The sequence below is a fragment of the Ruegeria sp. F5 genome (assembly GCF_056533845.1).
Genome location: NZ_JBQFOU010000002.1, coordinates 235,691 through 259,271, shown reverse-complemented (window position 1 = coordinate 259,271; position 23,581 = coordinate 235,691). Strand labels below are relative to the sequence as shown.

The window sequence follows — 23,581 nt, the reverse complement described above, 5'->3', positions numbered from 1 at the left end:
TCCGTCTGTCTGGCGAGTGCAAATGTGACGCAGCGGCACCCCGTGCGGAATCCAGCCGGGGTTTTTCCGCGAAATCCTCGGTTTAAGAAGAGTTTGAGACAGTAACCGGGCGGGTTCAGCGAATGACGATCTCATCCGCGCGGATCATACCCAGAACGGAACGCGCCTGCTGATCCAGAAGGTCAAGATCCAGATAGGTGTCGGACAGTCTGCGGGTGAGGTTTTCCATCTCGGTGATCTCGGCGGTCAGAGACGCCAGGTCGCGTGACAGAGCATCCCGTTCCGCCGCAATCTCGACCCGCCGGAACAGGCCATAGTCGCCCTGCACGGCGGCGAAGGTGAAATAAACACCCAGCATGAAAGCCACCGAGAAGAAAAGGACTGCGCCCAAACCGGGCCGATTGGAACGGGACACTCTGTTACCGCCGTATGAAACTTGCCTCAAAAACGTGCCCTTGGCGGGCATCTGAAAGCACTATGTCACAGGTGATTCGGGTTGTGAATCCCTTGAGTCGTCAAAATTCACCGGATGAGTCAGAAAGTCACATGGCGCGCGCAGAACGCGCCATGTGGGTCGAAATCACTGCTCCAGCGCGGCGACGCCGGGCAGGGTTTTGCCTTCCATCCATTCCAGAAACGCACCGCCAGCGGTCGAGATATACGAAAAGTCCCGCGCCGCGCCCGAGGCATTGAGCGCCGCAACCGTATCCCCGCCCCCCGCGACCGAGACCAATTGGCCGGACCGTGTCAAAGCCGCGGCTTTCAGCGCAGCAGCGTTGGTGGCCGCGTCAAAGGGTTCAAGTTCGAACGCGCCCAGGGGGCCGTTCCAGATCAGTGTCTGGCTTTGCGCGAAGATATCCGAGATTGCCGCCACGCTGTCGGGGCCCGCGTCCAGGATCATGCCCTCTTCGGGGCATTGGTCCACAGGCAGGACTTGATGCGGCGCGTGGGCTTCGAACTTTTCGGCAACAACGATATCCGTGGGCAGAACGATCTTGCAGCCCGAGGTTTCGGCCTTTGCAAGAATGTCGGCTGCGGTGTCCTTCATCTCGCGCTCGGCCAGCGATTTGCCGACGCTCACGCCCTTGGCGACAAGAAAAGTATTCGCCATCCCGCCGCCGATCACCAGAAAATCCACCTTGTCGATCAGGTTGCCCAGCAGTTCCAGCTTGGTCGACACTTTCGCGCCACCGACCACGGCGGTCACGGGGCGTTTCGGCGCCCCCAGCGCGCCTTCCAGCGCCTCAAGCTCTGCCTGCATCAGGCGACCGGCGCAGGCGGGCAGCAGGCGCGCAATCGCCTCGGTCGAGCTATGGGCGCGGTGCGCGGCGGAAAACGCATCGTTGCAATAGGCATCGCCCAGACGCGCCATTCCGGCGGCCAGATCGGGATCGTTCTTTGTCTCGGCCGCGTGAAAACGGGTGTTTTCCAGCAGCAGAACCTGACCGGGTTGCAGCGTTTCGGCGGCCAATTCCGCCTCGGCCCCGACGCAATCGGCGGCAAACAGAACCTCGGCCCCGAATGAAGCCTCGAGCGTCGGAACCAGTTGTTTCAGAGACAGGCTCTCGCGCCGTTCGCCGCCGGGGCGGCCAAAATGGGCCAACAGGATCGGCTTGCCCCCCGCGGCAAGGATATCCCGCACCGTCGGAACGATGCGCTGGATGCGGGTCGCGTCGGTTACAACGCCATCCACCACCGGCACGTTGATATCGACGCGCACCAAGACGCGTTTGCCGTTCAGGTCCATATCGTCCAGCGTTTTCCAGCCCATCGCGCAATCCTCGTGTTTTGATACCCAGTTTAGGCGGTTCTTTTCCTGCATTTTGCCCTCAGGTCAATGCGTCACTTGGCTTTCACCGGCTTGGGGCATAGGTATTTGCCAAGACCAAACGACAGGAGGGCCTCATGGCCGAGATCAAAGACCCCGAAAACACAATCATCATCGAGCTGAAGGACGGCAATGTCGTGATCGAATTGCTGCCGGATGTCGCGCCCCAGCACAGCGCGCGGATGAAGGAACTGGCGCGCGGCGGCGAATATGACAACGTGGCCTTCCACCGTGTGATCGACGGTTTCATGGCCCAGACTGGTGACGTACAGCACGGCGATATGGAAGACGGGTTCAACCTGCGTATGGCGGGCACCGGCGGGTCGTCGCTACCTAACGTTCCGGCCGAGTTCTCGAAGCTGCCGCATGACCGGGGCACACTGGGTGCAGCGCGGTCGCAGAACCCGGATTCGGCAAACTCGCAGTTCTTCATCAACTTCAAGGACAACCACTTCCTGAACGGCCAATACACCGTGTATGGCCGCGTCATCGACGGGATGGAACATGTGGACGCCATCGTGCGCGGCGAGCCGCCTGCAAACCCCGACCGCATGATCAGCGTCAAGGTGGCCGCCGATGCATAAGCTGGCCGCTGTTTTTGCTCTGCTGGCCAGCCCCGCGCTGGCCACGGGCCTGGAGATCGAGGTCGAAGGCGAGGGGGCGAATGGCACCATCATCGTCGATCTGTTCGATGACGTCGCCCCGAAGCACGTGGAACAGATCGCGGCGCTGGCGGCTGAGGGTCAGTATGACGGCGTGGTGTTTCACCGTGTGATCGACGGCTTCATGGCGCAGACCGGCGATGTTCAGTACGGCGATCAGACCAGCGACGGCTTCAACGCCAACTACGCCGGGCGTGGTGGCTCGGACCGTCCCGATCTGCCTGCCGAGTTCTCGGACATCACTTTTGACCGGGGTGTCGTCGGCATGGCGCGGTCGAACAATCCCAACAGCGCCAACTCGCAGTTCTTCATCATGTTCGCACCGGGGCCGTTTCTGGACGGGCAGTATACTGTCGTCGGTCAGGTCACAGGCGGCATGGACGTGGTTGACGCGATCAAACGCGGCGAGGGCCAGAACGGAGCCGTTATCGGCCAGCCTGATGTGATGAAAAAAGTCACCGTCACTGAGTAACAAAAGACCCCGGCGCTGCATCAAGCGCCGGGGTTTTGTTTCTTTACAGCCGCCTATCGCAAAGCGGTGTGTCAATCCTCCGACGACATCGCCTTCCAGATCAGCGCACCGACCGCACCGCCAATCAGCGGGGCGACCCAGAACAGCCACAGCTGCGCAAGCGCAGGGCCATCGGCAAACAGCGCCACTCCGGTCGAGCGGGCCGGGTTGACTGAGGTGTTGGTCACCGGGATCGACACCAGATGGATCAATGTCAGCCCCAAACCAATGGCGATCGGAGCGAACCCGGCAGGCGCACCGCTGGACGTCGCGCCCAGAATGATCAGGATGAAGAACGCGGTCATCACAATCTCGATCACCAGCGCGGACATCAGTGAGTACCCTCCGGGAGAGGCCTCGCCGTATCCGTTCGACGCAAACCCGCCGACCCCAGCGAAATCCGGCGCGCCGCTGACGATCAGATACAGAACCACAGCAGCCGCAATCGCACCGATCACCTGCGCAGCCCAGTAGGGCAGCAGGTCCTTGGCCGGAAAGCGCCCGCCGATCATCAGGCCCAGACTGACCGCCGGATTGAAATGCCCGCCCGAGATATGGCCAACCGTATAGGCCATCGTCAGGACCGTCAGGCCAAAGGCCAGTGAAACACCCAGCCATCCGATGCCCACATCAGCGACACCCGCTGCCAGAACCGCGCTGCCGCAGCCGCCAAGGACCAGCCAGAATGTGCCGAAAAACTCGGCCATAAGTTTCGATGACATGAAAACTCCTCCACAATTCAATGGGGTTAAGGTTAATTCAAAAAACACTTTTTGTGAAATTGTTAAAGAGTGGGGAATTTCCACCAGGATGCGTCAGATCGGAACCACTGGTGCGTCAAGGGCGTCGCCCCGCGTTCTTCAGATTAAGAGCGTTCGTTCTGAGTCAAATTTGGCCATGTACATCGACAGAACCGGTCCAATCAGAACCGGATCTGCCAGCCCACGTTTTCAACCCGCTTTGAGATAGGGGATTGCGCCGGCAATGTCCGTGTCATCGATGACATGGAAGTTCGAAACGCTACCCGATTGACGCGCCTTTCCATGGGGTGCGTATTCCGGGTCCGCAGCGAATGCGTCCAGTGCTTCCCGCGTTGGGAACTCCAAAATAGCGATCAACGTGCTGTCCTTCTGGTTTCCCTCCAGTGTTTCGATATTGCCGCTGCGCGACAGGTAGCGACCTCCATGTTTTTCAACCAGTTTATGTACGTTGGCCGCATAGTCCGGAATCCACCCGTCGTCAGTCACCTTTATGTCTGCGATTAGGAATACACTCATTTCGACTCTCCATTGAGCAAGCGAACGAGGCTGTTCGCGATGTGGCCACAAGGCTGGCGGATTTTCGGGAATCGAATCCAGTCACAAATCTGGAGTTGGTAGTACAGTTTCTGGACTGGTGCGCGCCCGCAAGGTCACTAAGATACAAAAAAACCAGCTAGCGAGGATCAACATGGCACAAGCCGGATACAAACAATTCTGCCCTCTCGCGATGGCGGCCGAGGTTCTTTGCACGCGCTGGACCATGGTCCTGATGCGCGAACTGATCGCTGGTTCAACGCGCTTCAACGATTTGCGACGCGGCGTGCCGAAGATGTCACCGACCTTGTTATCCCAACGCCTCAAGGAATTGGAGGAGGCCGGGATTGTTGTGAAACTACCCGTTCCTCATGAACGCAGAGTGTTCGAGTATCACCTGACCGAAGCTGGGAAAGACCTTCGGGACGTTGTTATCGCAATGGGAATGTGGGGCCAAAAATGGGTAGAGTCCTCATTGTCTTTGAAGAATCTCGATCCATCACTCTTGATGTGGGATATGCGCAGAAACCTAAATCCCGATCCACTACCCAACCGGCGAACCGTGATTCAATTTCTGTACCACGACCTGCCATCAACCAAACGCGATTGGTGGCTGGTAATTGAACCGGCAGGGGATGTCGATTTGTGCTGGGCGGACCCGGGATTCGAGGTCGATCTTTTCGTATCTACCGATCTTCGCACGATGACGGCGATCTGGATGGGTGTGACAGATGTCGCTTCCGAACGCGAGAAGTTTGAATTTACAGGGCCAAAAGAAATTTCCTCGACAATTCAAACCTGGCTCGGCCTCAGCCCGTTTGCAGTTCAGGAAAAGCTTGTCGGTTGAAGTGCATTCCGGGATCGAACGGCAGCTTCATTGCGCACCAAGGACATTCCAGAACCACGAAAAGCGCCCCAGAAAACCAGAGCGCCGCAGGGGGTCCTGCGGCGCTTCCGAATAGTGTCACTTTGCCGAAAGAAGCTTACTGCTTCACTTCCGCCGCCGGGTTTGCGCCCGATTTGCCGCTGCGGCCCGGGTTCAGGGGGTCGTCCTGACGCTGGACCGAGCCTTCGAAATGCGCGCCGCTTTCGATGGCGATGGTCTTGTGGATGATGTCGCCTTCGACCCGTGCGGTCGAGGTCAGGCGGACCTTCAGACCACGCACACGGCCTACGATGCGGCCGTTGACAACCACGTCATCCGCCGTCACTTCGCCCTTGATTGTCGCGGTCTCGCCGATGGTCAGCAGATGCGCGCGGATGTCGCCTTCGACCGTGCCTTCAACCTGAATGTCACCGCTCGTCTTGAGGTTGCCGGTGATGTGCAGGTCCGAAGACAGAACCGACGCCGGAGGCTTGGGCTTGGGCGCGGTGCTGGCCTTGGTTACAGCCGGTGCAGGGGTCGCCGGAGTGGCCGGAGCGGCCGGTTTTGCTGCCTCGGTTTCTTTCGACCCGGGCTCGTTGATTTTGCTCTTAGAAAACATTTCTCGCAGCCTTGATGTAAGTCATTGGGTTTACAGGTTTTCCGTTCACACGCACCTCATAGTGCAAATGTGTGCCGGTAGACCGTCCGGTGCTACCCATATCAGCAATATGATCCCCGCGCGAGACCCTTTGACCGACCTTTACGTTGATCTTGGTGTTATGAGCGTAAAGTGTCTCAATTCCGAACGCGTGGCGGATCTTGACCAGCCGCCCAAAGCCCGATTGCCAGCCCGCGTGGGTGACGACTCCGTCAGCGGTTGCGAAGATATCCGTGCCATGCGCGCCGGCAAAATCCGCACCGTTATGCATGCGCCGACCGCCGGTTTTCGGGTCGCGGCGGGTGCCGTAACCGCTGGTAAAGCGCACGGCCGCGTTCACCGGGCTGGCGAACGGGGCTTTTTCGGCTGCGATACGGTACAGGTTCAGCTGATCCATCTGCTGCAGCAACGTGTTTGCCCGGGCCTCGTCCGCGGACAGGTCCTCTTTTTCACCGCGTGTGCTGAAGGATAAAGGGGTCAGCGGACCGCCCATACCGCTATATCCGCGCCGGACCTCTTCGATGATGCGATCTGTGGGCATGCCTGCGCTGCGGAACATCTTGTCCAGCGGCTCGACCGAGATCACCATCGCCTCTTCCAACTGGCGGAAAATCTCGTCGTTGCGCTCTTGCATCAGGCGAATTTCCAGTTCCAGATCGTCCCGCTGATCCAGCGCGTCCTGCGCGTTGGCGGCGATCTGGTCCCGCTGTTCCGCCGTGCGCGCCAGGGCGTCGGTCATGAACTCCATCTGCGCAGGGTTGGCGACGGCGGCCATATACATGTCGGTGCCGTCGGTTTCCTGCTGCAGCTTGGCCAGTTCGGTCCGAACCTCTTCGCGCTGCTTCATGGTCGCGCGCAGGGTGGTCTGGATCACTTCGATCCCCGTCTCCAACTCGCGACGGCGGTTTTCCGAGGCCAGAAGTTCGGATTGCATCGCCGAGATTTGATCCAGAGCCGCATTGAACCGGTCCTGCGCCGCCAGCGCTTCCTGCGCCCGCGCATCGCGTTCGGTTGACAGGATGTTCAGACGTTCCTGATAGGTGGCCTGATCCCGTTTCGCCTGTTCGCGGAAGTTGCCCGAGCCGATGCTGTCCATCAGCAGGATCGCCGTGGCCACCGTCGTCCAGCCGACCATGACCGCGACACCGGCGACCGCGGCCACCTGCGTCTCGGAACTCAGACGGATAAACCGCGTGTCTTTGTCGGATTTCAGAAAGACCCGGCGTTCGGGAAAGTGCCGTTCAAGCAGCGAGTGTAATTTGATTGCCAGACGTGTTCTCACGCGTCTTATCCTCTCGTCCCCAAGATCGGGACCGGTCGTGAGTGAGTGCGTCGCCGTCCCTTGGGGCGTTTGCATAAAGGGCCGGTCGCGGTCGGGCAAGTTTGTTGACCCATCCGCAGCGATCCATGCGGAATTCCTGCGGTTCATCGGCGGGATATTGCCGAAATCAACTGAAAAGCATCACTTTGAGACATGCCCGGGCGCAGGCAGGTCTTCGGTCAGCGGCCAGTAGAAGTCGGGCGGCAACCCGGCCTCGGCGCGTTTTTCTTCGTTGAAGGGGGGCTTGAGAACCCCGTGGAAATAGCGCCGGACAAGGGCGTGGAACACATCCTTGGGGTCGGCGTTTTCGCGACCGCAAAGGAAATGGAACCATTTTGAGCCATAAGCCACATGGCCAACCTCTTCGGCATAGATCACTTCCAGCGCGGCGATGGCCTGTTCGGCTTTGGCCTTGCGAAAGATTTCGATCATGCCGGGGGTGACGTCCAGCCCGCGCGCCTCAAGCACCATGGGGACCACGGCAAGGCGGCCCATCAGATCCTCGGCGGTGTCCTCCGCCGCGCGCCACATGCCTGCGTGGGCGGGCAGGGCGCCGTAATGGCTGCCCATGCTTTCCAGACAATCGCAGACCATCTCGAAATGGCGCGACTCTTCTTCGGCGCATTTGACCCAGTCGTCGTAGAACCCGATGGGCATGGGCACATGCCCGAACCGCGCGATGATGTCCCAGTGCAGATCGACCGCGTTAAGCTCGATATGCGCCACAGCATGCAGCAAGGCGATACGCCCTGCCTCGGTTCCCGGTCGCCGTTTCGGTACGTCGCGGGGCGACAGCAGTTCCGGCTTGTCTGGGCGGGCGGGGTTCAGCGGTGGTGTTGCCGTACCGACCTCGATGGCTTCGGCCTCGCCCTTGCGGGCGGCGAACCACGCGGCGGCGTGACGTTTGGACAGGGCGGTTTTCGCCCGCCCGTCCGCCGTTGTCAGAACCTCGGTCGCCATCTGGGTCAGTGTTTGGGGCACTCTGTCGCTCCGCCTGCTTGCTTCGCTGCGGGTGATAGACCGGATGGCGCTCGGGGTCGAGGGTCAGAGGGCCTTGACCGCCTCCAGCACCTCATCGACATGGCCGGGGACTTTGACCTTGCGCCAGACGTGGGCAATCTTGCCCTCGCCATCGATGATAAAGGTCGACCGCTCGATCCCCATCGATTTGCGCCCATACATGTTCTTTTCGACCCACACGCCGTAATCCTCGCAGACGGTCGAGTTCTCGTCCGACAGAAGCGGCGTGGTCAGCCCGTGCTTGGCGACAAACTTGTCATGCTTGGCCACGCTGTCCCGCGAAATGCCGAAAACGTGAGCGCCTGAATCGGCAAAGGCCTGAAGTTGTTCTGAGAAACCAATAGATTCCTTGGTGCAGCCCTGCGTATCATCACGGGGGTAGAAGAACAAAACGACGGTGCCGCCGCGCAGATCCGAAAGTGTCACCTCACCGCCACCGTCGCGCGGCAGGGTGAAGTCAGGGGCCATGTCTGAAATGTCGGGCATTGGAAACTCCGGTAAAGAGATTTAAGGGCTGCCGGTTATCATAGGGCATCCTGGACGGGTGGAAAGGCGTGGATAGCAAATTGGTGCAGCAGAAACAGGAAGGTAACGGGACGGCGGGGAAACCCAAACGTCGCCGTTCCCGTCGCCGTGCTGCCGGAATTTGGGCCATGCGGGGCACGTTGCTACTGGTGGTTCTGGCACTGTTTGCCGGTTTCATGGTTCTGGGGCAGACCTTCCACGCGCCGGTCTGGGTCCGTGACCGGGTCGAGGCCCGGCTGGAACAGAATATGGGCGGGCTGCAAATCCGCTTTGGCGATGTCAGCTTCATCATTCACGAAGGATGGCGTCCCCGGTTGCGCCTGACGGATGTCAGCATCAGCGACGCGGCGGGACAGCAGATCGCTCAGGTGTCGGACATGCGCGCCAGCCTTGCGATGCGCCCGCTGCTGCGCGGGCATGTGCGGCCCAAACGGATCATCCTCAGCGGGGCTCAGATCGCGCTGACGCGTGGGATGGACGGGGCGCTGACCCTGACCGTGGGCGCGGGCAGCGCGCCGGTGCAGGAGGCGCCGAACCTCGCCCAACTGATCGAAACCTCGGATGAGGTCTTTCTGTCGCCGGTGCTTTCAGCACTGACCTCGGTTCAGGTGAATGCGATCACGCTGGATTTCACCGATCTGCGGCAGGGGCGGTCCTGGGTCATGGATGGCGGCCATATTCAGGCCACGCGCAGCGCCAGTGAAATGCGTCTGGCAACCGGGTTTTCCGTGCTGTCGGGCAGGGACTATGCCAGCGAGATCGAGGCGAACTATACAAGCGTTCTGGGTACTCCGGCGGCGAGCTTCGGCGTTTCGATCACCGATCTGCCGGCCGAAGACATCGCCGGGCAAAGCGCGGCATTGGCCTGGCTGCAATACCTGCGCGCGCCGATATCCGGCGCGCTGCGCGGCAGTGTGGATGACCAGGGCGCAATTGGCCCCCTGTTTGCGACCTTGAACCTCGGGGCGGGGGCGCTGCAGCCGAACCCCGAGACCCTTCCGGTGCAGTTCGACTCGGCCCGCACTTATTTCACCTACGATCCGAAACAACAGGCACTGGACTTCAACGAGTTCTCGGTGGTCTCGGCCTGGGGATCGATTCAGGCCGATGGCAAAGCCTTTCTGCAGGGGGTGGAAAACGGCGTTCTGGAAAGCCTGTCCTCGCAATTGCAGTTTTCAGGGCTGAACGTGAACCCCGCGAACCTGTTCCCGGAAGCCTTGGACCTGACGCACGCGGAACTTGACCTGCAGATGAAATTCGACCCGTTCCAACTGCGTGTCGGTCAGTTGACGGTAGAGGATGCGGAACACACGCTGCGCGCGTCCGGCATTCTGATCGGCCTGCCCGATGGGTGGTCGGTCGATCTGGATGCCCATCTGGACGCGATGACCTCGGACGAGGTGCTAAGCTACTGGCCCGAGCGTCTGGCCGCCAAACCCCGCGAATGGGTGACGAAGAACCTGTACGAGGGCGAACTGTCGGATATGGATTTCGCACTGCGGCTGCGACCCGACGAGAGGCCGGATATCTATCTGGATTTCGGGTTCAGCAAGGCCAAGATCCGGTTCGTCAAAACGCTGCCCCCGATTGAAAACGCGCAGGGGCAGGCCATCCTGATCGAAAACAGGTTCACCGCCACCGCCGAAAGCGGTGTCGTGATCGCAGATGAGGGCGGGGCAGTTGACGCCTCAGGGACGTCCTTCATCGTTCCCGACACCGAGATCAAGAAATCCTCACCCGCCATCGCGCGGATCAATGCGGCGGGAAGCGTGACGGCTGCTTTGTCCCTGCTGGACCGTCCGCCGCTGAGCCTGCTCAGCAAAGCGGGGCTGCCGGTCGATCTGGCAGATGGGTCCGTGGCGCTGTCGGGCACCTTGTCTCTGCCCATGAAAAAAGGGTTGCAGTTTCAGGACACCGAGTTCCACTTCTCAGGCGATCTGGGCAACCTCAGCAGTGACGGTCTGGTGCCCGGCTTCGCGGTCAGTGCCGCTCTGCTCGACCTGAGCGGCGATCAGACCGGTGTTGAAATCGACGGGCGGGGCCTGTTCGGAGATGTCCCGATTCAGGCCCGTTGGTATCAGCCGATCGACGGCAAAACCGCACAGCGCAGCGAACTGACCGGGCAGATTGAACTGTCACCGCGCCTGATGGACGAGATCAAGGCGGGCTTGCCGCAAGGCATGCTGACGGGCAAGGGGACGGCGGATATCACACTGGGCATCGGCGCGGGGGAACCACCGAAGCTTAGCGCGTCCTCCGATCTGGTTGGCGTCGCGCTTGCGATCCCGGAACTGGGCTGGCGCAAAGGTGCGAACAGTTCCGGCACGCTGACCGCCGAGGCAACGTTGGGGGATCAGCTAAAGGTGGATTCCCTGCGTCTTGACGCCGCTGGACTGCGCACGACAGCCTCGATTTCCTTCAACGAGGGCGAGTTCGACCGTATGCAATTTAGCTCATTCGATCTGGGCAACTGGCTGGCGGTTCCGGCGGAGCTTGTGTCGCGAGGCTCGGCAGCCCCGGATATCCGCGTTCTGGGCGGCGTTCTGAATCTGGGCCGCTCGACCTTTGGATCAGGCGGCGGTGGCGGCGCGGCATCCAGCCCTAAACTGGACGTCACGCTGGACCGTCTGCAGGTCACCGAGACAATTGCGCTGACCGGGTTCAAAGGCGCGTTCCAGACCAGCGGCGGTGTCCACGGGCCCTTTACGGCTCTGGTCAACGGCGGGGCCTCGGTCCGGGGGGAGGTAACGCCGCGCGGTGGGCGCAGCGCGGTCAACCTGAAATCCGACAATGCAGGGGCCGTCCTTCGGTCTGCCGGCGTGCTGACGCAAGCGCGTGGCGGCGGCTTTGACCTGCAGCTCGAGCCGGTCACTGCGCCGGGCAGCTACGACGTGATCCTGAAAATCGTCAACACGCGCATTCAGGATGCTCCGGCCATGGCTGCGCTGCTAAACGCGATCAGTCTGGTCGGGTTGCTGGATGAAATGGCGGGGCAGGGCATCTTTTTCTCGACCATCGACAGCCGGATGCGGATCACCCCGACGGAAATCAAAGTGCTCAGCGGCAGCGCGGTCGGCCCCTCGATGGGCCTGTCTTTTGACGGAACCATCGACACGGTGGCGGGGCTGCTGAACCTGCGTGGCGCGATTTCACCCATCTATCTGGTGAATGCCATCGGCAGTGTCTTCACCAAGAAGGGCGAAGGGGTCATTGGCTTCAACTACACGTTAACCGGGCCGCTGGCCTCGCCCAAGGTTTCGGTGAACCCGCTGTCCGGCCTTGCCCCGCTGTTCCTGCGCAACCTTCTGCGCGCGCCTGCGCCCACCGTCTCGGACGGACCCAACGCCAAGCCGCAAAAGCCGGATGAGGTGAAGAAGACATTCGGGTCACGGACAAGCGACCGGTAAATCCGAATATGGCCGAATCTGTTCCGGCCCTGTAAGGCGCGGCCATGAAACTGAGCGACTTTGATTTCCACCTGCCCGAAGACCTGATCGCCACCCGTCCTGCCAACCCGCGCTCGTCCGCGCGGCTGCTGGTGGCGCAGGGGGACACGATCACTGACAGCCACGCGTTCGACCTGCCGCAATGGCTGCAGCCGGGCGACCGGCTGGTGTTGAACGACACGCGGGTGATCCCCGCGCGCCTGAAGGGGCGGCGTCATCGGGACAGCGCGCAGGGGCCGGTTTCCGCCGCGATCGAGGCCACTTTGCTGGATCCGCAGGCCGATGGCACATGGGCGGCCCTGATCAAGCCGCTAAAAAAGATCAAGCCAGGAGAGCGCATCGTTTTCTCGGACGACCTGAGCGCCACGCTCGAGCGGGTGGAAGACGGGCAGGCTTGCCTGCGGTTCAACCTGACCGGCGAAGATTTCGACACGGCGCTGGAACAGGCGGGCGCGATGCCATTGCCGCCCTATATCGCGGCCAAGCGACCAGCGGATGAACAAGACAAGACCGACTATCAGACCATCTGGGCGCGCAACTCGGGCGCGGTTGCAGCCCCCACGGCATCTTTGCATTTTGATGAACCGCTGATGCAGGCGCTGGCGGATCGCGGGGTACATATCAGCCATGTCACCCTGCATGTCGGGGCGGGCACGTTCCTGCCCGTGAAGGTCGAGGACGTGACCACACATAAAATGCATGCGGAATGGGGCAGGGTCAGCGCCACCGCCGCCGAAGAGATCCGGTCCACCAAAGCGGCGGGCGGGCGGATCATCCCGGTCGGAACCACAGCGCTGCGCCTGATCGAAAGCGCGGCACGCGGCGGCCGGATCGAACCGTGGGAAGGTGAGACCGACATCTTCATCTATCCCGGTTTTCAGTTTCAGGTGACAGACGCGCTGATGACCAATTTCCATCTGCCGAAATCCACCCTGCTGATGCTGGTCTCGGCCCTGATGGGGCAGGACCGGATGCGGGACGTCTACGACCATGCCACCCGTCAGAAATATCGTTTCTTTTCCTACGGTGACGCGTCGCTTTTAATCCCGTGAAGGGCGCGTTCCGGGCATCATTTTTCGGGAATGTCGTAGACAAGCGCGACCAGGGCGGGTTTTGATCGCAAAACGGACCCCAATACAGATCGGCATTACTTCGGAGGCCCCAATGATTCAGGTCCTGTCCAGCGCGTGGGCTCTTTTGCTTGGCATGGGGCTGCTGATGGTCGGAAACGGCCTTCAGGGCACGATTCTTGGTGTGCGCGGCGAGATCGAAGGCTTCTCGACCCTGCAGATGTCATTTGTCATGTCTGCCTACTTTGTGGGGTTCCTGGGCGGCTCGCGTTTGGCGCCCGAGATGATCCGCCGTGTTGGTCATGTGCGCGTGTTCGCGGCGCTGGCCTCATTCATTTCAGCGGTCATGATCATGTACCCGATGCTGACCGACCCGGTTGCCTGGGTTCTGGGCCGGGTCGTGATCGGGTTCTGTTTCTCGGGCGTGTATGTCACTGCGGAAAGCTGGCTGAACAACGCCGCGAGCAATGAAAACAGGGGCCAGGCGCTGTCGCTTTACATGATCGTTCAGATGTCCGGCATTATCGGGGCGCAGGCGCTGGTGCTGGCCGGTGATCCGGCGGGGTATGAAACGTTCGTAATCGCGTCGATACTGGTTTCGGTGTCGTTTGCGCCCATCCTGCTGTCGATTTCGCCCACGCCCGCTTTCGATACCACCAAGGCGATGACCCTGCGCGAGCTGATGGGAAAGTCACCGCTGGGCTGCGTGGGCATGTTCCTGTTGGGGGGCGTTTTCTCGGCTCAGTTTGGCATGGCGTCGGTCTACGGCGCCCGGGCCGGTCTGTCGCTGGTCGAAATCTCGACCTTTGTCGCCGCGTTCTACATCGGGGCCATCGTGCTGCAATACCCTCTGGGCTGGTTCTCGGACCGAATGGACCGCCGGTTCCTGATCCTACTTGTCGCCGCAACGGGGGGATGTGGCGCAATTGCGGGTATGATGTTTGGCATCGCGTTCCCGATCCTGCTGGCTGCGGCCTTCATCATCGGTGGCATGTCGAACCCGCTTTACTCTCTTCTCATCGCTCACGCGAATGACTTTCTGGAACCCGAAGACATGGCCGCAGCCTCGGGCGGGTTGCTGTTCATCAATGGGCTGGGGGCGATTGCCGGGCCGCTGATCACAGGCTGGCTGATGGGCGATACGGTCTTTGGACCGCCGGGCTTTTTCCTGTTTATCGCATTGCTTTTGTTCGCGATGGCCACCTATGCGCTCTACCGCACGACTCAGCGTGCCGCGATTCCCGTGGACGAAACCGGCACAATGTCCACATTGTATCCAACTGCTTCACCTGTTGCGCTCGAGGTGGCACAGGAAGTCGCTATAGAAGCCGCCGAGGCGGACCAGGATACGCAAGATGTTGCCTAGGACACGAGATTATGTCGCCAGTGTTGCAATATGTTACTGTAACAGTTCTGTAAAACGGACTTAAATAAAGTTACGTCCCTGGGGAGGGTGCAAGACGGAGTTTAGGGCATGGTTGGTCCTGAAAGTGTATTGAGTTATTGGTTAGATGAGGTTGGTCCCAAGGGTTGGTATCTGCAGGATGAGGCGATGGACGCCGACATCCGGGATCGTTTCTTTGAGACATGGAAAGCAGCGAATGGGGGCAAATTTTCGCTCTGGCTGACTTATCCAAGCGGCGCTTTGGCGTACATCATCCTGATGGATCAGTTTCCGCGCAACATGTTCCGGGGCGAGGCCAAGGCCTTTGCAACCGACCGCGCGGCGCTGGCGGCAGCGAAATGCGCCATCGACAAGGGCTGGGATCTGAAGATCGACGAACCGGCACGGCAGTTCTTCTACCTGCCGCTGATGCATTCGGAAAACCTGTGCGATCAGGAACGCTGCGTGCGTTTGATGTGCGAGAACATGAGCAAGGACAATTCGCGCAATCTGCTGCATGCAAGGGCGCATCGCGAAGTGATCCGCAAGTTCGGGCGCTTCCCGTACCGGAATGAGGCCCTGTCCCGCGCCACGACCGAGCATGAGGCAGCCTATGTCAGCATGGGCGGCTATGGCGCAACGGTGCGCGAGTTGCAGGCCGCCGGTTAGGCCTCGGGCACGCAACCTCGGATTTCGTTCACCTGGTCGGCGATAACGTCGGCCGAGGTGCTGATTGCCTGATCAATCAACAGCTCGGGCGAGTCCGCCATGTCCGCAAACCGGGTTTGAACGGATTGCAGCTTTTCTTCGATCTGTTCCAATCTGCCCAGCGTCTGACCAAGGCGCTGCGCCGCCGCCTCATCCAGCGCGCCGCCGTCAGTCCGCAGCTCCGCCAGTTCACTGCGTAGGCTCGCTAGCTCGCCGCGCAGGTCCTGCGCCTGATCGCGCAAGGGGGTCACGATCTGCAGGTTCTCGGCAAATTCTGATGTGATCCCGTTGACGGTCGAGGCCAGTTTCCAACCCAGAAACAGGCAAAGTGCCACCAAAATCAGCGTCGCGTTCAGCAGGGCAAGCAAAAGATCTTTGAGCGTTTTGGCCATGGTAAGCCTTTCGAATATCTTGGAATTAAGAACGTGTGCAGGGTTCAACCTCTTCTTTTCTAGCTATTGCGCCCCCTCGGGTATAGGCTGAAAACCGCACAATTCGACCAAATTGACCCTGCGTCGCTTTTGTCGCGGGGCGGTGTGTTGATGCGTTGCGAAAATTAGTTTAATGGTAAACTAAATTTCTATCGACCTGCGCCGAGAGGGACACATGGCTGCACAATCTTTTGATCTGATCGTAATTGGCGCCGGGCCGGGGGGCTATGTCGCCGCAATCCGCGGTGCGCAACTGGGGTTGAAAACCGCAGTGGTTGAGCGTGAGCATCTGGGCGGCATCTGCCTGAACTGGGGCTGTATCCCCACCAAGGCGCTACTGCGCTCTTCCGAGGTGTTTCACCTTATGGAACGTGCCAAGGATTTCGGCCTCAAGGCAGACAAGGTTGGCTACGATCTGGATGCGGTCGTCAAACGCTCACGCGGGGTTGCGGGGCAATTGTCGGGTGGTATCGGGCATCTGCTCAAGAAGAACAAAGTCACCGTGGTGATGGGTGAGGCATCCATTCCCGCCAAAGGCAAGGTCAGCGTCAAGACCGACAAGGGCACCGAGGATCTGACTGCGAAGAACATTGTCCTAGCAACCGGTGCGCGGGCGCGCGAACTGCCGGGTCTTGAGGCAGACGGTGATTTGGTCTGGACCTACAAACACGCGCTGCAGCCGCCCCGCATGCCCAAGAAACTGCTGGTCATCGGTTCGGGCGCAATCGGCATCGAATTCGCCAGCTTCTACAACACGCTGGGCGCGGATACGACCGTTGTCGAGGTCATGGACCGCGTTCTGCCGGTGGAAGACGCCGAGATCAGCGCGCTCGCCAAAAAGGCCTTTACCAAGCAGGGCATGAAGATCATGGAAAAGGCGATGGTCAAGCAGCTTGACCGCGCCAAGGGCAAAGTGACAGCGCATATCGAGGTCAAGGGCAAAGTCGAGAAACACGAGTTTGACACCGTGATCTCGGCGGTTGGCATCGTCGGCAATGTCGAAAACCTGGGGCTGGAAGCGCTGGGTGTGAAAATCGACCGGACCCATGTTGTGACCGATGAATATTGCCGAACCGGGGTCGATGGCCTCTATGCCATCGGCGATATCGCGGGTGCGCCCTGGTTGGCGCACAAGGCCAGCCACGAGGGCGTCATGGTCGCCGACCTGATCGCCGGCAAGCACGCGCATCCGGTGAAACCCGAAAGCATCGCAGGCTGCACCTATTGCCAGCCACAAGTTGCATCGGTTGGATATTCCGAAGCGAAGGCCAAAGAGCTTGGCTATGACATCAAGGTCGGGCGCTTCCCCTTCATCGGCAATGGCAAGGCCATTGCTCTGGGCGAACCCGAAGGTCTGATCAAGACCGTGTTCGACGCCAAGACCGGAGAACTTCTGGGCGCGCACATGATCGGCGCTGAAGTGACGGAACTGATCCAGGGCTATGTCGTCGGCCGCCAGTTGGAGACCACGGAAGAAGACCTGATGAACACCGTCTTCCCGCACCCGACTCTGTCGGAGATGATGCACGAAAGCGTGCTGGATGCTTACGGTCGCGTAATCCACATGTAGGGATAGGGGGCTCTGCCCCCGCCGCGGCAAGCCGCGACTCCCCCGGGATATTTATGGGCCAGATGAAGCAGGGGATCCGTTCTTCATCTGGCTGAAAATATCCCGGAGCGCGAGGCAGAGCCTCGCAAAATCCCTGAGTTATTTGCTGAGCGCTTCCAATATCCGGGCCCAGGACCGGATGCCTTTGTGAAAGCTTTTCACGTCGTATTTCTCGTTCGGCGAATGAATAGCGTCGTCTTCATTGGCAAATCCGACCAGCATCGAATCCAGCCCGAGCACCGTGTTGAAATAGCCGACGACGGGGATTGATCCACCCATGCCCGTAAACACGGCCTCGCGGTCCCATTCGTCTGACAGCGCGCCACGGGCGGTTTCAAACTCAGGTCGATCCAGGTTCATGACCGAGGCCGGGGACCCTTCAAGATCGTTGTCCCACACAACCTTCGCATCAGGGGACAGGCGATCCTGGACGTGCTTGCGGATTTTGTCGCGCAGCGCGTCAGGGTCCATGTCGCCCACCAGACGGCAGGTGATTTTGCAGTGGGCCTCGGACGGGATCACCGTTTTCGAACCTGCGCCGTTGTAGCCGCCCCAAAGCCCGTTCACTTCCAGCGTCGGGCGCGCCCATTGCTGTTCGAGGGTGGAATAGCCCTTTTCGCCGTGGGCCTGCGTGTATCCGACCGAGTTCAGGTACTCGGCCTCATCAAACCCGCAGCCTTCCCATTGGCGCAACAGCTCAGCCGGAACCTCGTGGACGCCTTCGTAGAATCCTTCGACGGCCACCCGCCCGGTTTCCTCGTCATAGAACGATGCGACGATCTTCGACAATTCCCGCAGCGGGTTCAGGCCGGGGCCGCCATAGTGGCCGGAATGCAGGTCGATACGGGGGCCGACAATAGTGAACTCATCCTTCAGCATCCCCCTGAGTTGCGAGGCGATGGACGGCACCCCGCGCGACACCATCGATGTGTCACAGACCAGCGCGAGGTCGGCCTTCAGTTCGGCAGCGTTTTCCTTGAGGAACGGCACCAGCGACGGAGAGCCCGATTCCTCTTCCCCTTCAAAGAAAAAGGTGATGCGGCAGGGCAGGGTGCCGTGGACCGCTTTCCAGGCGCGGCATGCCTCGACAAACGTCATCAACTGCCCTTTGTCGTCAGAGGCACCGCGCGCCCGGATCACCGGGCCGTGTTCCGTTTCTTCGATCGCCGGGTCGAACGGGTCGCGGTTCCACAGGTTCAGCGGGTCCACCGGCTGGACATCGTAGTGGCCATAGAACAGCACATGCGGCCCGTTTCCGCCTTCCCCAACATGGCCAACGACCATCGGGTGTCCGGGTGTTTCCCGTTTCTCGGCGGCGATACCGATGCTCTGCAGATCGGCAACCAGCCAGTCGGCGGCCTGATCGACCTGTTCTTTATAAGCCGGATCGGTTGAGATGGACGGGATGCGCAACAGCTCCATCAAACGGTCAATTGAAGTTTGCAGATCGTCGTCGATCCGGCTCAGCACGGCGTCCAAGGACATGGCGGGCTCCTGCTTTGGTGGTGTTTGCGGGAACCTAACAGGGTTATACTTGCCGTCCAGTGGGCAAGGCGTTGAAATTCGTCTAATATCGGAAACCTGCCGATGCTGGATATAGCGCCTGCGTCGTTTCCTCGCGCTTGAAGGCCGTAACTTTGCTTGTCGGAGAGGGACCAAACTTATATTTGATGCAAATCAAAGTTGGGTTCTGCGGTTCGGCTGTAGTGAGTTGAAGCATACGAACGCAAAATAGCCGCCTGAACAGAGCACTCTGTTAAAGCGGTGGAATTTTGTCCGGGGTGGAAATCCGCGCCGGGCAGTCAAGGAGGGTCCGGTGGACTATACTGCTCAGCTCGATACAGCGATTGCCAGGCTGCATGACGAAGGACGTTACCGGACCTTTATCGATATCGAACGCCGCAACGGGCATTTCCCCCACGCGGTACGGACCCGCCCTGATGGCTCGCAGCAGAACATCACCGTCTGGTGCGGCAATGACTATCTGGGCATGGGGCAGCACCCGGTTGTCCTGGAAGCGATGCATGACGCGGTTGATGCGGCCGGTGCCGGATCGGGCGGCACGCGCAACATCTCGGGCACAACGGTCTATCACAAGCGGCTTGAGGCGGAACTGGCCGATCTGCACGGCAAAGAATCCGCCTTGCTGTTCACCAGCGCTTACATCGCCAATGACGCAACGCTCAGCACGCTGCCCAAGCTGTTCCCTGGCCTGATCATCTATTCCGACTCGCTGAACCATGCCTCGATGATCGAAGGCGTGCGCCGCAATGGCGGGGCCAAGCGCATCTTCCGCCACAACGACGTCGCCCATCTGCGCGAATTGCTCGAGGCTGACGATGCCGCCGCGCCCAAGCTGATTGCGTTCGAGTCGGTGTATTCGATGGATGGCGATTTCGGCCCGATCGAAGAGATTTGCGATCTGGCCGATGAATTCGGTGCCCTGACCTATATTGATGAGGTCCACGCGGTTGGCATGTACGGCCCCCGCGGTGGTGGCGTGACCGAGCGGGACCGTCTGGCCCATCGGATCGACATCATCAACGGGACGCTGGCCAAGGCCTATGGCGTTATGGGTGGATACATCGCGGCCAGCGCCAAGATGTGCGACGCGGTGCGGTCCTATGCGCCGGGGTTCATCTTCACCACGTCGCTGCCGCCGGCGATTGCTGCTGGTGCTGCGGCCTCGGTCGCGCATCTCAAGCGTGCGCCCGAACTGCGCGAGCAGCATCAGACCCAGGCAAAGATCCTCAAGCTGCGGCTGAAGGGGATGGGTTTGCCGCTGATCGATCACGGCAGCCACATCGTTCCGGTCATCGTGGGCAACCCTGTCCACACGAAGAAACTCAGCGACATGCTGCTGGACGACTATGGCATTTATGTGCAGCCGATCAATTTCCCGACCGTCCCGCGCGGAACCGAGCGTCTGCGCTTTACCCCATCCCCGGTGCATGGACCCGACGAAATGAACCGTCTGGTGCAGGCGATGGACGAACTTTGGTCACATTGTGCGCTAAATCGCGCCGAACTTGCAGGCTAACGTCACGGTTAAGTGTGCAACTGGTTTGTCGCATGTTAAGCTTACGCTAACAAAAACAACGGACGAATCGTTAAGGGAATGATTCGCCGTTAGCGCGAAACGCGCGACAGGCAAAATGGGGCGGCAGGAATGATTGGGCGCAGATCTCAGCGCGATTCCGAAGAGGACACGGATGTCAGACCGAAAGGTTATGACGACTATGAGGTTCGGCTTGGCGATATGATGCGCGGTGAACGCGCCACCATGGGCAAGTCGCTTCTGGACGTGCAGCGCGAATTGCGGATCAAGGCCACCTACATCGCCGCCATCGAAAACGCTGACCCCGATGCATTCGACACACCCGGCTTCATCGCCGGGTATGTGCGTTCCTACGCCCGCTATCTGGGCATGAACCCGGACGAAACCTTTGCCGCCTTCTGCAAGGAAAGCGGGTTCGAGGTCGCTCATGGCATGTCGGCCGAGGCCTCGGTGGTGCGCAAACCCCTGGGCGGCACCCCGGCGCGCGGTCCGATGGGGCATGATCCGTTTATCTCTCCGAATACGCCGTTCGTTCCGGGCCGCGAGTCTTTGGTCAGCCAGATCGAACCTCGCGCCATCGGTTCCTCGCTGGTGCTGCTGATGCTGATCGGCGGGATTGGCTATGGCGGCTGGTCGGTTCTGAACCGGATTCAGCAGGTGCAGGTCAGCCCGGTTGAGCAGGCGCCCGTGGTGCTGGCCGATCTCGACCCGCTGGACGCAGCGCGTAACAACAGCGACACGGTCGAAACAGCGGCTGCCCCGACGGCAGAGGCGCTGGATCGCCTTTATCGCCCGCAGGCGCTGGACGTTCCGGTCCTGGTTGCCCGCGACGCCCCGATCTCGACCCTTGATCCGCGCAATGTTGGCACCTTCCGCCCGCCGGAACTGCCAAAGGCCGAACTGGCCGAGGTGCATACGGTCGAAAGACCGGCGCTGCCGCAGGTGGTCGAGCAGATCGATACGACCCTCAAGATCGTGGCCGTCAATCCGGCATGGATGCGGGTCACTGCCGCCGATGGCAGCGTGATCTTCGAAGGCACGCTGGGAACGATTGAGCAAGGCAACGTGTTCGAAGTCCCCCTGACCGAAGAACCCCCGCAACTGCGCGCTGGCGCATCCGGATCTGTGTTCTTCTCGATGAACGGTGAACATTTTGGTCCCGTGGGCGCGCCGGGAACGGTCGCCAAGGGCGTTGTTCTGTCGAAGGAATCAGTGGCCGAAACCTATGCGGTTGCCGATCTGGAAGCCGAACAGAACAGCGCGCTGAAACAAGTCGTGGCCGAGCTTCAGTCGCAGGCGACAGAAGAGCCTGCCGAGTGATCTAGCCATTGCGGAGCACGGGTTGCCGGACTATCTAAAGGCGCAACCCAGGCAGACGCGGACCGGTCCTCATGTCCCTTAATCACGTACGTCCATGGCGCGATATCTATCGCCGCAAATCCCGTCAGATCATGGTCGGGACCGTGCCAGTTGGCGGGGATGCGCCCATTGCCGTGCAGACCATGACCAACACCCTGACCACCGACGTAGCAGCAACCGTGGCTCAGGTTCAGGCCGCAGCCGAGGCTGGCGCGGATATCGTCCGCGTCTCGGTTCCGGATGAAGCCTCGTCAAAAGCGCTGAAAGAGATCGTGCGCGAAAGCCCGGTGCCGATCGTGGCCGACATCCATTTCCACTACCGTCGCGGGATCGAAGCGGCCGAGGCTGGGGCTGCCTGTCTGCGGATCAATCCGGGCAATATCGGTGATGAGAAACGGGTGAAAGAGGTCATCAAGGCGGCGCGCGACCACAATTGTTCGATCCGTATCGGGGTGAACGCGGGCTCTTTGGAAAAGCATCTGCTTGAAAAATACGGCGAGCCATGCCCCGAGGCGATGGTCGAAAGCGGGCTGGAACATATCCGCATTCTTGAGGACAACGATTTCCACAACTTCAAGATCAGCGTCAAGGCCAGCGACGTCTTCCTGTCGGCTGCCGCTTATCAGGGCATTGCCGAAGCCACCGACGCGCCGATCCATCTTGGCATTACAGAGGCCGGCGGGCTGGTCAGCGGCACCATCAAATCGGCCATCGGTCTGGGCAATCTGCTGTGGATGGGCATCGGCGACACGATCCGCGTAAGCCTGTCCGCCGATCCGGTGGAAGAGGTCAAGGTCGGGTTTGAGATCCTCAAATCCCTCGGCCTGCGGCATCGTGGCGTCAACATCATCTCCTGCCCCTCCTGCGCGCGTCAGGGGTTCGACGTGATCAAGACGGTCGAGGCGCTGGAACACCGGCTGGAACACATCAAGACGCCCATGTCCCTGTCGATCATCGGCTGCGTCGTGAACGGACCGGGTGAGGCGTTGATGACCGACGTGGGCTTCACCGGCGGCGGGGCCGGGTCGGGGATGGTCTATCTGGCGGGCAAGGCCAGCCACAAGATGTCGAATGAACAGATGATCGATCACATCGTCGAGCAGGTCGAGAAGAAGGCGGCTGAACTGGATGCTGCTGCAGAGGCGGCGGAGTAACTCACCATTCCGGAATGCCTTCATTCGGTCGAATTTCCGTTCCAGAACTGGCTGAACAAAATCAGTTTTCGGAGCGATTCCCTTGCATTTTAAGTTTTCGGCGGCGTTGGTCGCTACGGTGCTTCTGACGGCATGCACCAGTCCTTCAAGCGAATATGATAACAGACCGGGTTTTGTGAGTGTTCCGGTGCCGCAGCCAACAGCCGGAACACAGCTGGGATATCTGTCTGTTCATGTTTCGGGGTATAATGAAAGCGGGACGAACACGCTGGCCCGGGTGCGGATCGGACCGGGCGGACAGGGCAATCCGTCACGAAAGTCGACGATCATCAACGCTGACCCGCAACTCGCTTCGCGCGTGGCGGTATCTTTGCGGGACGGACAGGATAAAGCTGCGGCGCTGGGTTTGGCCAAGCAGATTGCGAGAGCAACTTATTGCAGGTCGGGGCCGATTACCGAAAACACCGGGATACGCCGTTACACGAAACCCGAGGATCTGAATGCCATTCTTGCCGAAAGTACCCGGCAAGGTCGCGATGTCATACCAGCGGGAATCAAAGGGCAGCCAGTGTCTGCGACGCGTTTCAGCAGAGATGGAACGCCTGAGTGGTTCGTATCTTTGAAGTGCAACGCGCCCTACCCGTACTAGGGTAAGGCGCGTTCAAAAAACGCTCCAA

The 23,581-nt window shown here is 60.3% G+C and carries 22 protein-coding genes; 12 read left to right on the top strand and 10 right to left on the bottom strand.

The window, feature by feature from the left end; translation table 11 throughout:
• Positions 1 to 115 precede the first annotated feature (115 nt).
• Both ACR0K1_RS03650 and ACR0K1_RS03645 read right to left on the bottom strand, forming a co-directional pair.
• Positions 116 to 415 (bottom strand): FtsB family cell division protein, encoded by a 300-nt coding sequence (locus tag ACR0K1_RS03650; RefSeq protein WP_480613779.1) that lies wholly within the window; start codon positions 413 to 415, stop codon positions 116 to 118.
• A 165-nt stretch (positions 416 to 580) separates the two neighbouring features.
• Entirely contained in the window at positions 581 to 1,771 is a 1,191-nt protein-coding gene (locus ACR0K1_RS03645; protein WP_480613942.1) for a phosphoglycerate kinase, read from the bottom strand.
• 134 nt (positions 1,772 to 1,905) lie between these two features.
• On the opposite strand from ACR0K1_RS03645, the gene ACR0K1_RS03640 reads away from it, so the two are divergent.
• Together ACR0K1_RS03640 and ACR0K1_RS03635 are read left to right on the top strand one after the other, a co-directional pair.
• On the top strand, positions 1,906 to 2,412 hold the full coding sequence (locus tag ACR0K1_RS03640; RefSeq protein WP_480573455.1) for a peptidylprolyl isomerase: 507 nt from the start codon (positions 1,906 to 1,908) through the stop codon (positions 2,410 to 2,412).
• A complete protein-coding gene (locus ACR0K1_RS03635) occupies positions 2,405 to 2,962 on the top strand; it encodes a peptidylprolyl isomerase (protein WP_480848804.1) in 558 nt (185 codons plus the stop codon). Before ACR0K1_RS03640 ends, ACR0K1_RS03635 begins: the two co-directional genes overlap by 8 nt.
• A 71-nt stretch (positions 2,963 to 3,033) precedes the next feature.
• Here ACR0K1_RS03635 and aqpZ read toward each other — a convergent pair whose 3' ends face one another.
• Both aqpZ and ACR0K1_RS03625 read right to left on the bottom strand, forming a co-directional pair.
• Positions 3,034 to 3,723: an aquaporin Z gene (gene aqpZ / locus ACR0K1_RS03630; protein WP_480613783.1), complete on the bottom strand. Its 690-nt coding sequence runs from the start codon at positions 3,721 to 3,723 to the stop codon at positions 3,034 to 3,036.
• 228 nt (positions 3,724 to 3,951) lie between these two features.
• A complete protein-coding gene (locus ACR0K1_RS03625) occupies positions 3,952 to 4,278 on the bottom strand; it encodes a DUF1330 domain-containing protein (RefSeq protein ID WP_480613785.1) in 327 nt (108 codons plus the stop codon).
• A gap of 172 nt (positions 4,279 to 4,450) precedes the next feature.
• Here ACR0K1_RS03625 and ACR0K1_RS03620 point away from each other — a divergent pair, with 172 nt between their 5' ends.
• A complete protein-coding gene (locus tag ACR0K1_RS03620; RefSeq protein WP_480613787.1) occupies positions 4,451 to 5,143 on the top strand; it encodes a winged helix-turn-helix transcriptional regulator in 693 nt (230 codons plus the stop codon).
• A gap of 136 nt (positions 5,144 to 5,279) precedes the next feature.
• Here the strand turns inward: ACR0K1_RS03620 and ACR0K1_RS03615 are convergent, their stop codons facing one another.
• From ACR0K1_RS03615 to ACR0K1_RS03600, 4 genes are all read right to left on the bottom strand, one after another.
• Entirely contained in the window at positions 5,280 to 5,780 is a 501-nt protein-coding gene (locus tag ACR0K1_RS03615; RefSeq protein WP_480848800.1) for a bactofilin family protein, read from the bottom strand.
• Positions 5,770 to 7,101 (bottom strand): DUF5930 domain-containing protein, encoded by a 1,332-nt coding sequence (locus ACR0K1_RS03610; protein ID WP_480848798.1) that lies wholly within the window; start codon positions 7,099 to 7,101, stop codon positions 5,770 to 5,772. The genes ACR0K1_RS03615 and ACR0K1_RS03610 overlap by 11 nt, the downstream gene beginning before the upstream one ends.
• 180 nt (positions 7,102 to 7,281) lie before the next feature.
• Positions 7,282 to 8,100: a ferritin-like domain-containing protein gene (locus ACR0K1_RS03605; protein WP_480613944.1), complete on the bottom strand. Its 819-nt coding sequence runs from the start codon at positions 8,098 to 8,100 to the stop codon at positions 7,282 to 7,284.
• 84 nt (positions 8,101 to 8,184) lie between these two features.
• On the bottom strand, positions 8,185 to 8,646 hold the full coding sequence (locus ACR0K1_RS03600) for a peroxiredoxin (protein WP_480848796.1): 462 nt from the start codon (positions 8,644 to 8,646) through the stop codon (positions 8,185 to 8,187).
• A gap of 68 nt (positions 8,647 to 8,714) precedes the next feature.
• Here ACR0K1_RS03600 and ACR0K1_RS03595 point away from each other — a divergent pair, with 68 nt between their 5' ends.
• The 4 genes from ACR0K1_RS03595 to ACR0K1_RS03580 all read left to right on the top strand — a co-directional run bounded on the left by ACR0K1_RS03595 (position 8,715) and on the right by ACR0K1_RS03580 (position 15,254).
• Entirely contained in the window at positions 8,715 to 12,092 is a 3,378-nt protein-coding gene (locus tag ACR0K1_RS03595; protein ID WP_480848793.1) for a YhdP family protein, read from the top strand.
• A gap of 44 nt (positions 12,093 to 12,136) precedes the next feature.
• Positions 12,137 to 13,183 (top strand): tRNA preQ1(34) S-adenosylmethionine ribosyltransferase-isomerase QueA, encoded by a 1,047-nt coding sequence (queA, locus tag ACR0K1_RS03590; RefSeq protein WP_480848791.1) that lies wholly within the window; start codon positions 12,137 to 12,139, stop codon positions 13,181 to 13,183.
• A gap of 112 nt (positions 13,184 to 13,295) precedes the next feature.
• A complete protein-coding gene (locus ACR0K1_RS03585) occupies positions 13,296 to 14,567 on the top strand; it encodes an MFS transporter (RefSeq protein ID WP_480613799.1) in 1,272 nt (423 codons plus the stop codon).
• Between the two features lie 108 nt (positions 14,568 to 14,675).
• The gene (locus ACR0K1_RS03580; protein WP_480613800.1) at positions 14,676 to 15,254 is read left to right on the top strand and encodes a DUF924 family protein; all 579 of its coding nucleotides are present in this window, start codon (positions 14,676 to 14,678) and stop codon (positions 15,252 to 15,254) included.
• Here the strand turns inward: ACR0K1_RS03580 and ACR0K1_RS03575 are convergent.
• Positions 15,251 to 15,685 carry a hypothetical protein gene (locus ACR0K1_RS03575; RefSeq protein WP_480613802.1) on the bottom strand — a complete coding sequence of 145 codons (435 nt, stop codon included), beginning with the start codon at positions 15,683 to 15,685 and terminating at the stop codon, positions 15,251 to 15,253. The genes ACR0K1_RS03580 and ACR0K1_RS03575 overlap by 4 nt on opposite strands.
• 214 nt (positions 15,686 to 15,899) lie before the next feature.
• Here ACR0K1_RS03575 and lpdA point away from each other — a divergent pair, with 214 nt between their 5' ends.
• Entirely contained in the window at positions 15,900 to 17,294 is a 1,395-nt protein-coding gene (gene lpdA, locus ACR0K1_RS03570; protein ID WP_480613804.1) for a dihydrolipoyl dehydrogenase, read from the top strand.
• A gap of 138 nt (positions 17,295 to 17,432) precedes the next feature.
• Here the strand turns inward: lpdA and ACR0K1_RS03565 are convergent, their stop codons facing one another.
• Positions 17,433 to 18,818 carry a dipeptidase gene (locus ACR0K1_RS03565; protein WP_480613806.1) on the bottom strand — a complete coding sequence of 462 codons (1,386 nt, stop codon included), beginning with the start codon at positions 18,816 to 18,818 and terminating at the stop codon, positions 17,433 to 17,435.
• 331 nt (positions 18,819 to 19,149) lie between these two features.
• Here ACR0K1_RS03565 and hemA point away from each other — a divergent pair, with 331 nt between their 5' ends.
• The 4 genes from hemA (at position 19,150) to ACR0K1_RS03545 (ending at position 23,553) form a co-directional block, all read left to right on the top strand.
• Positions 19,150 to 20,373 (top strand): 5-aminolevulinate synthase, encoded by a 1,224-nt coding sequence (hemA, locus tag ACR0K1_RS03560; RefSeq protein WP_480613808.1) that lies wholly within the window; start codon positions 19,150 to 19,152, stop codon positions 20,371 to 20,373.
• A 129-nt stretch (positions 20,374 to 20,502) separates the two neighbouring features.
• The gene (locus ACR0K1_RS03555) at positions 20,503 to 21,711 is read left to right on the top strand and encodes a helix-turn-helix domain-containing protein (RefSeq protein ID WP_480613810.1); all 1,209 of its coding nucleotides are present in this window, start codon (positions 20,503 to 20,505) and stop codon (positions 21,709 to 21,711) included.
• Between the two features lie 71 nt (positions 21,712 to 21,782).
• Positions 21,783 to 22,904, top strand: coding sequence for a flavodoxin-dependent (E)-4-hydroxy-3-methylbut-2-enyl-diphosphate synthase (ispG, locus tag ACR0K1_RS03550; RefSeq protein WP_480613812.1), 1,122 nt, complete (start codon positions 21,783 to 21,785; stop codon positions 22,902 to 22,904).
• Between the two features lie 82 nt (positions 22,905 to 22,986).
• Positions 22,987 to 23,553 (top strand): hypothetical protein, encoded by a 567-nt coding sequence (locus ACR0K1_RS03545; protein WP_480613814.1) that lies wholly within the window; start codon positions 22,987 to 22,989, stop codon positions 23,551 to 23,553.
• The last annotated feature ends 28 nt before the right edge of the window (positions 23,554 to 23,581 follow it).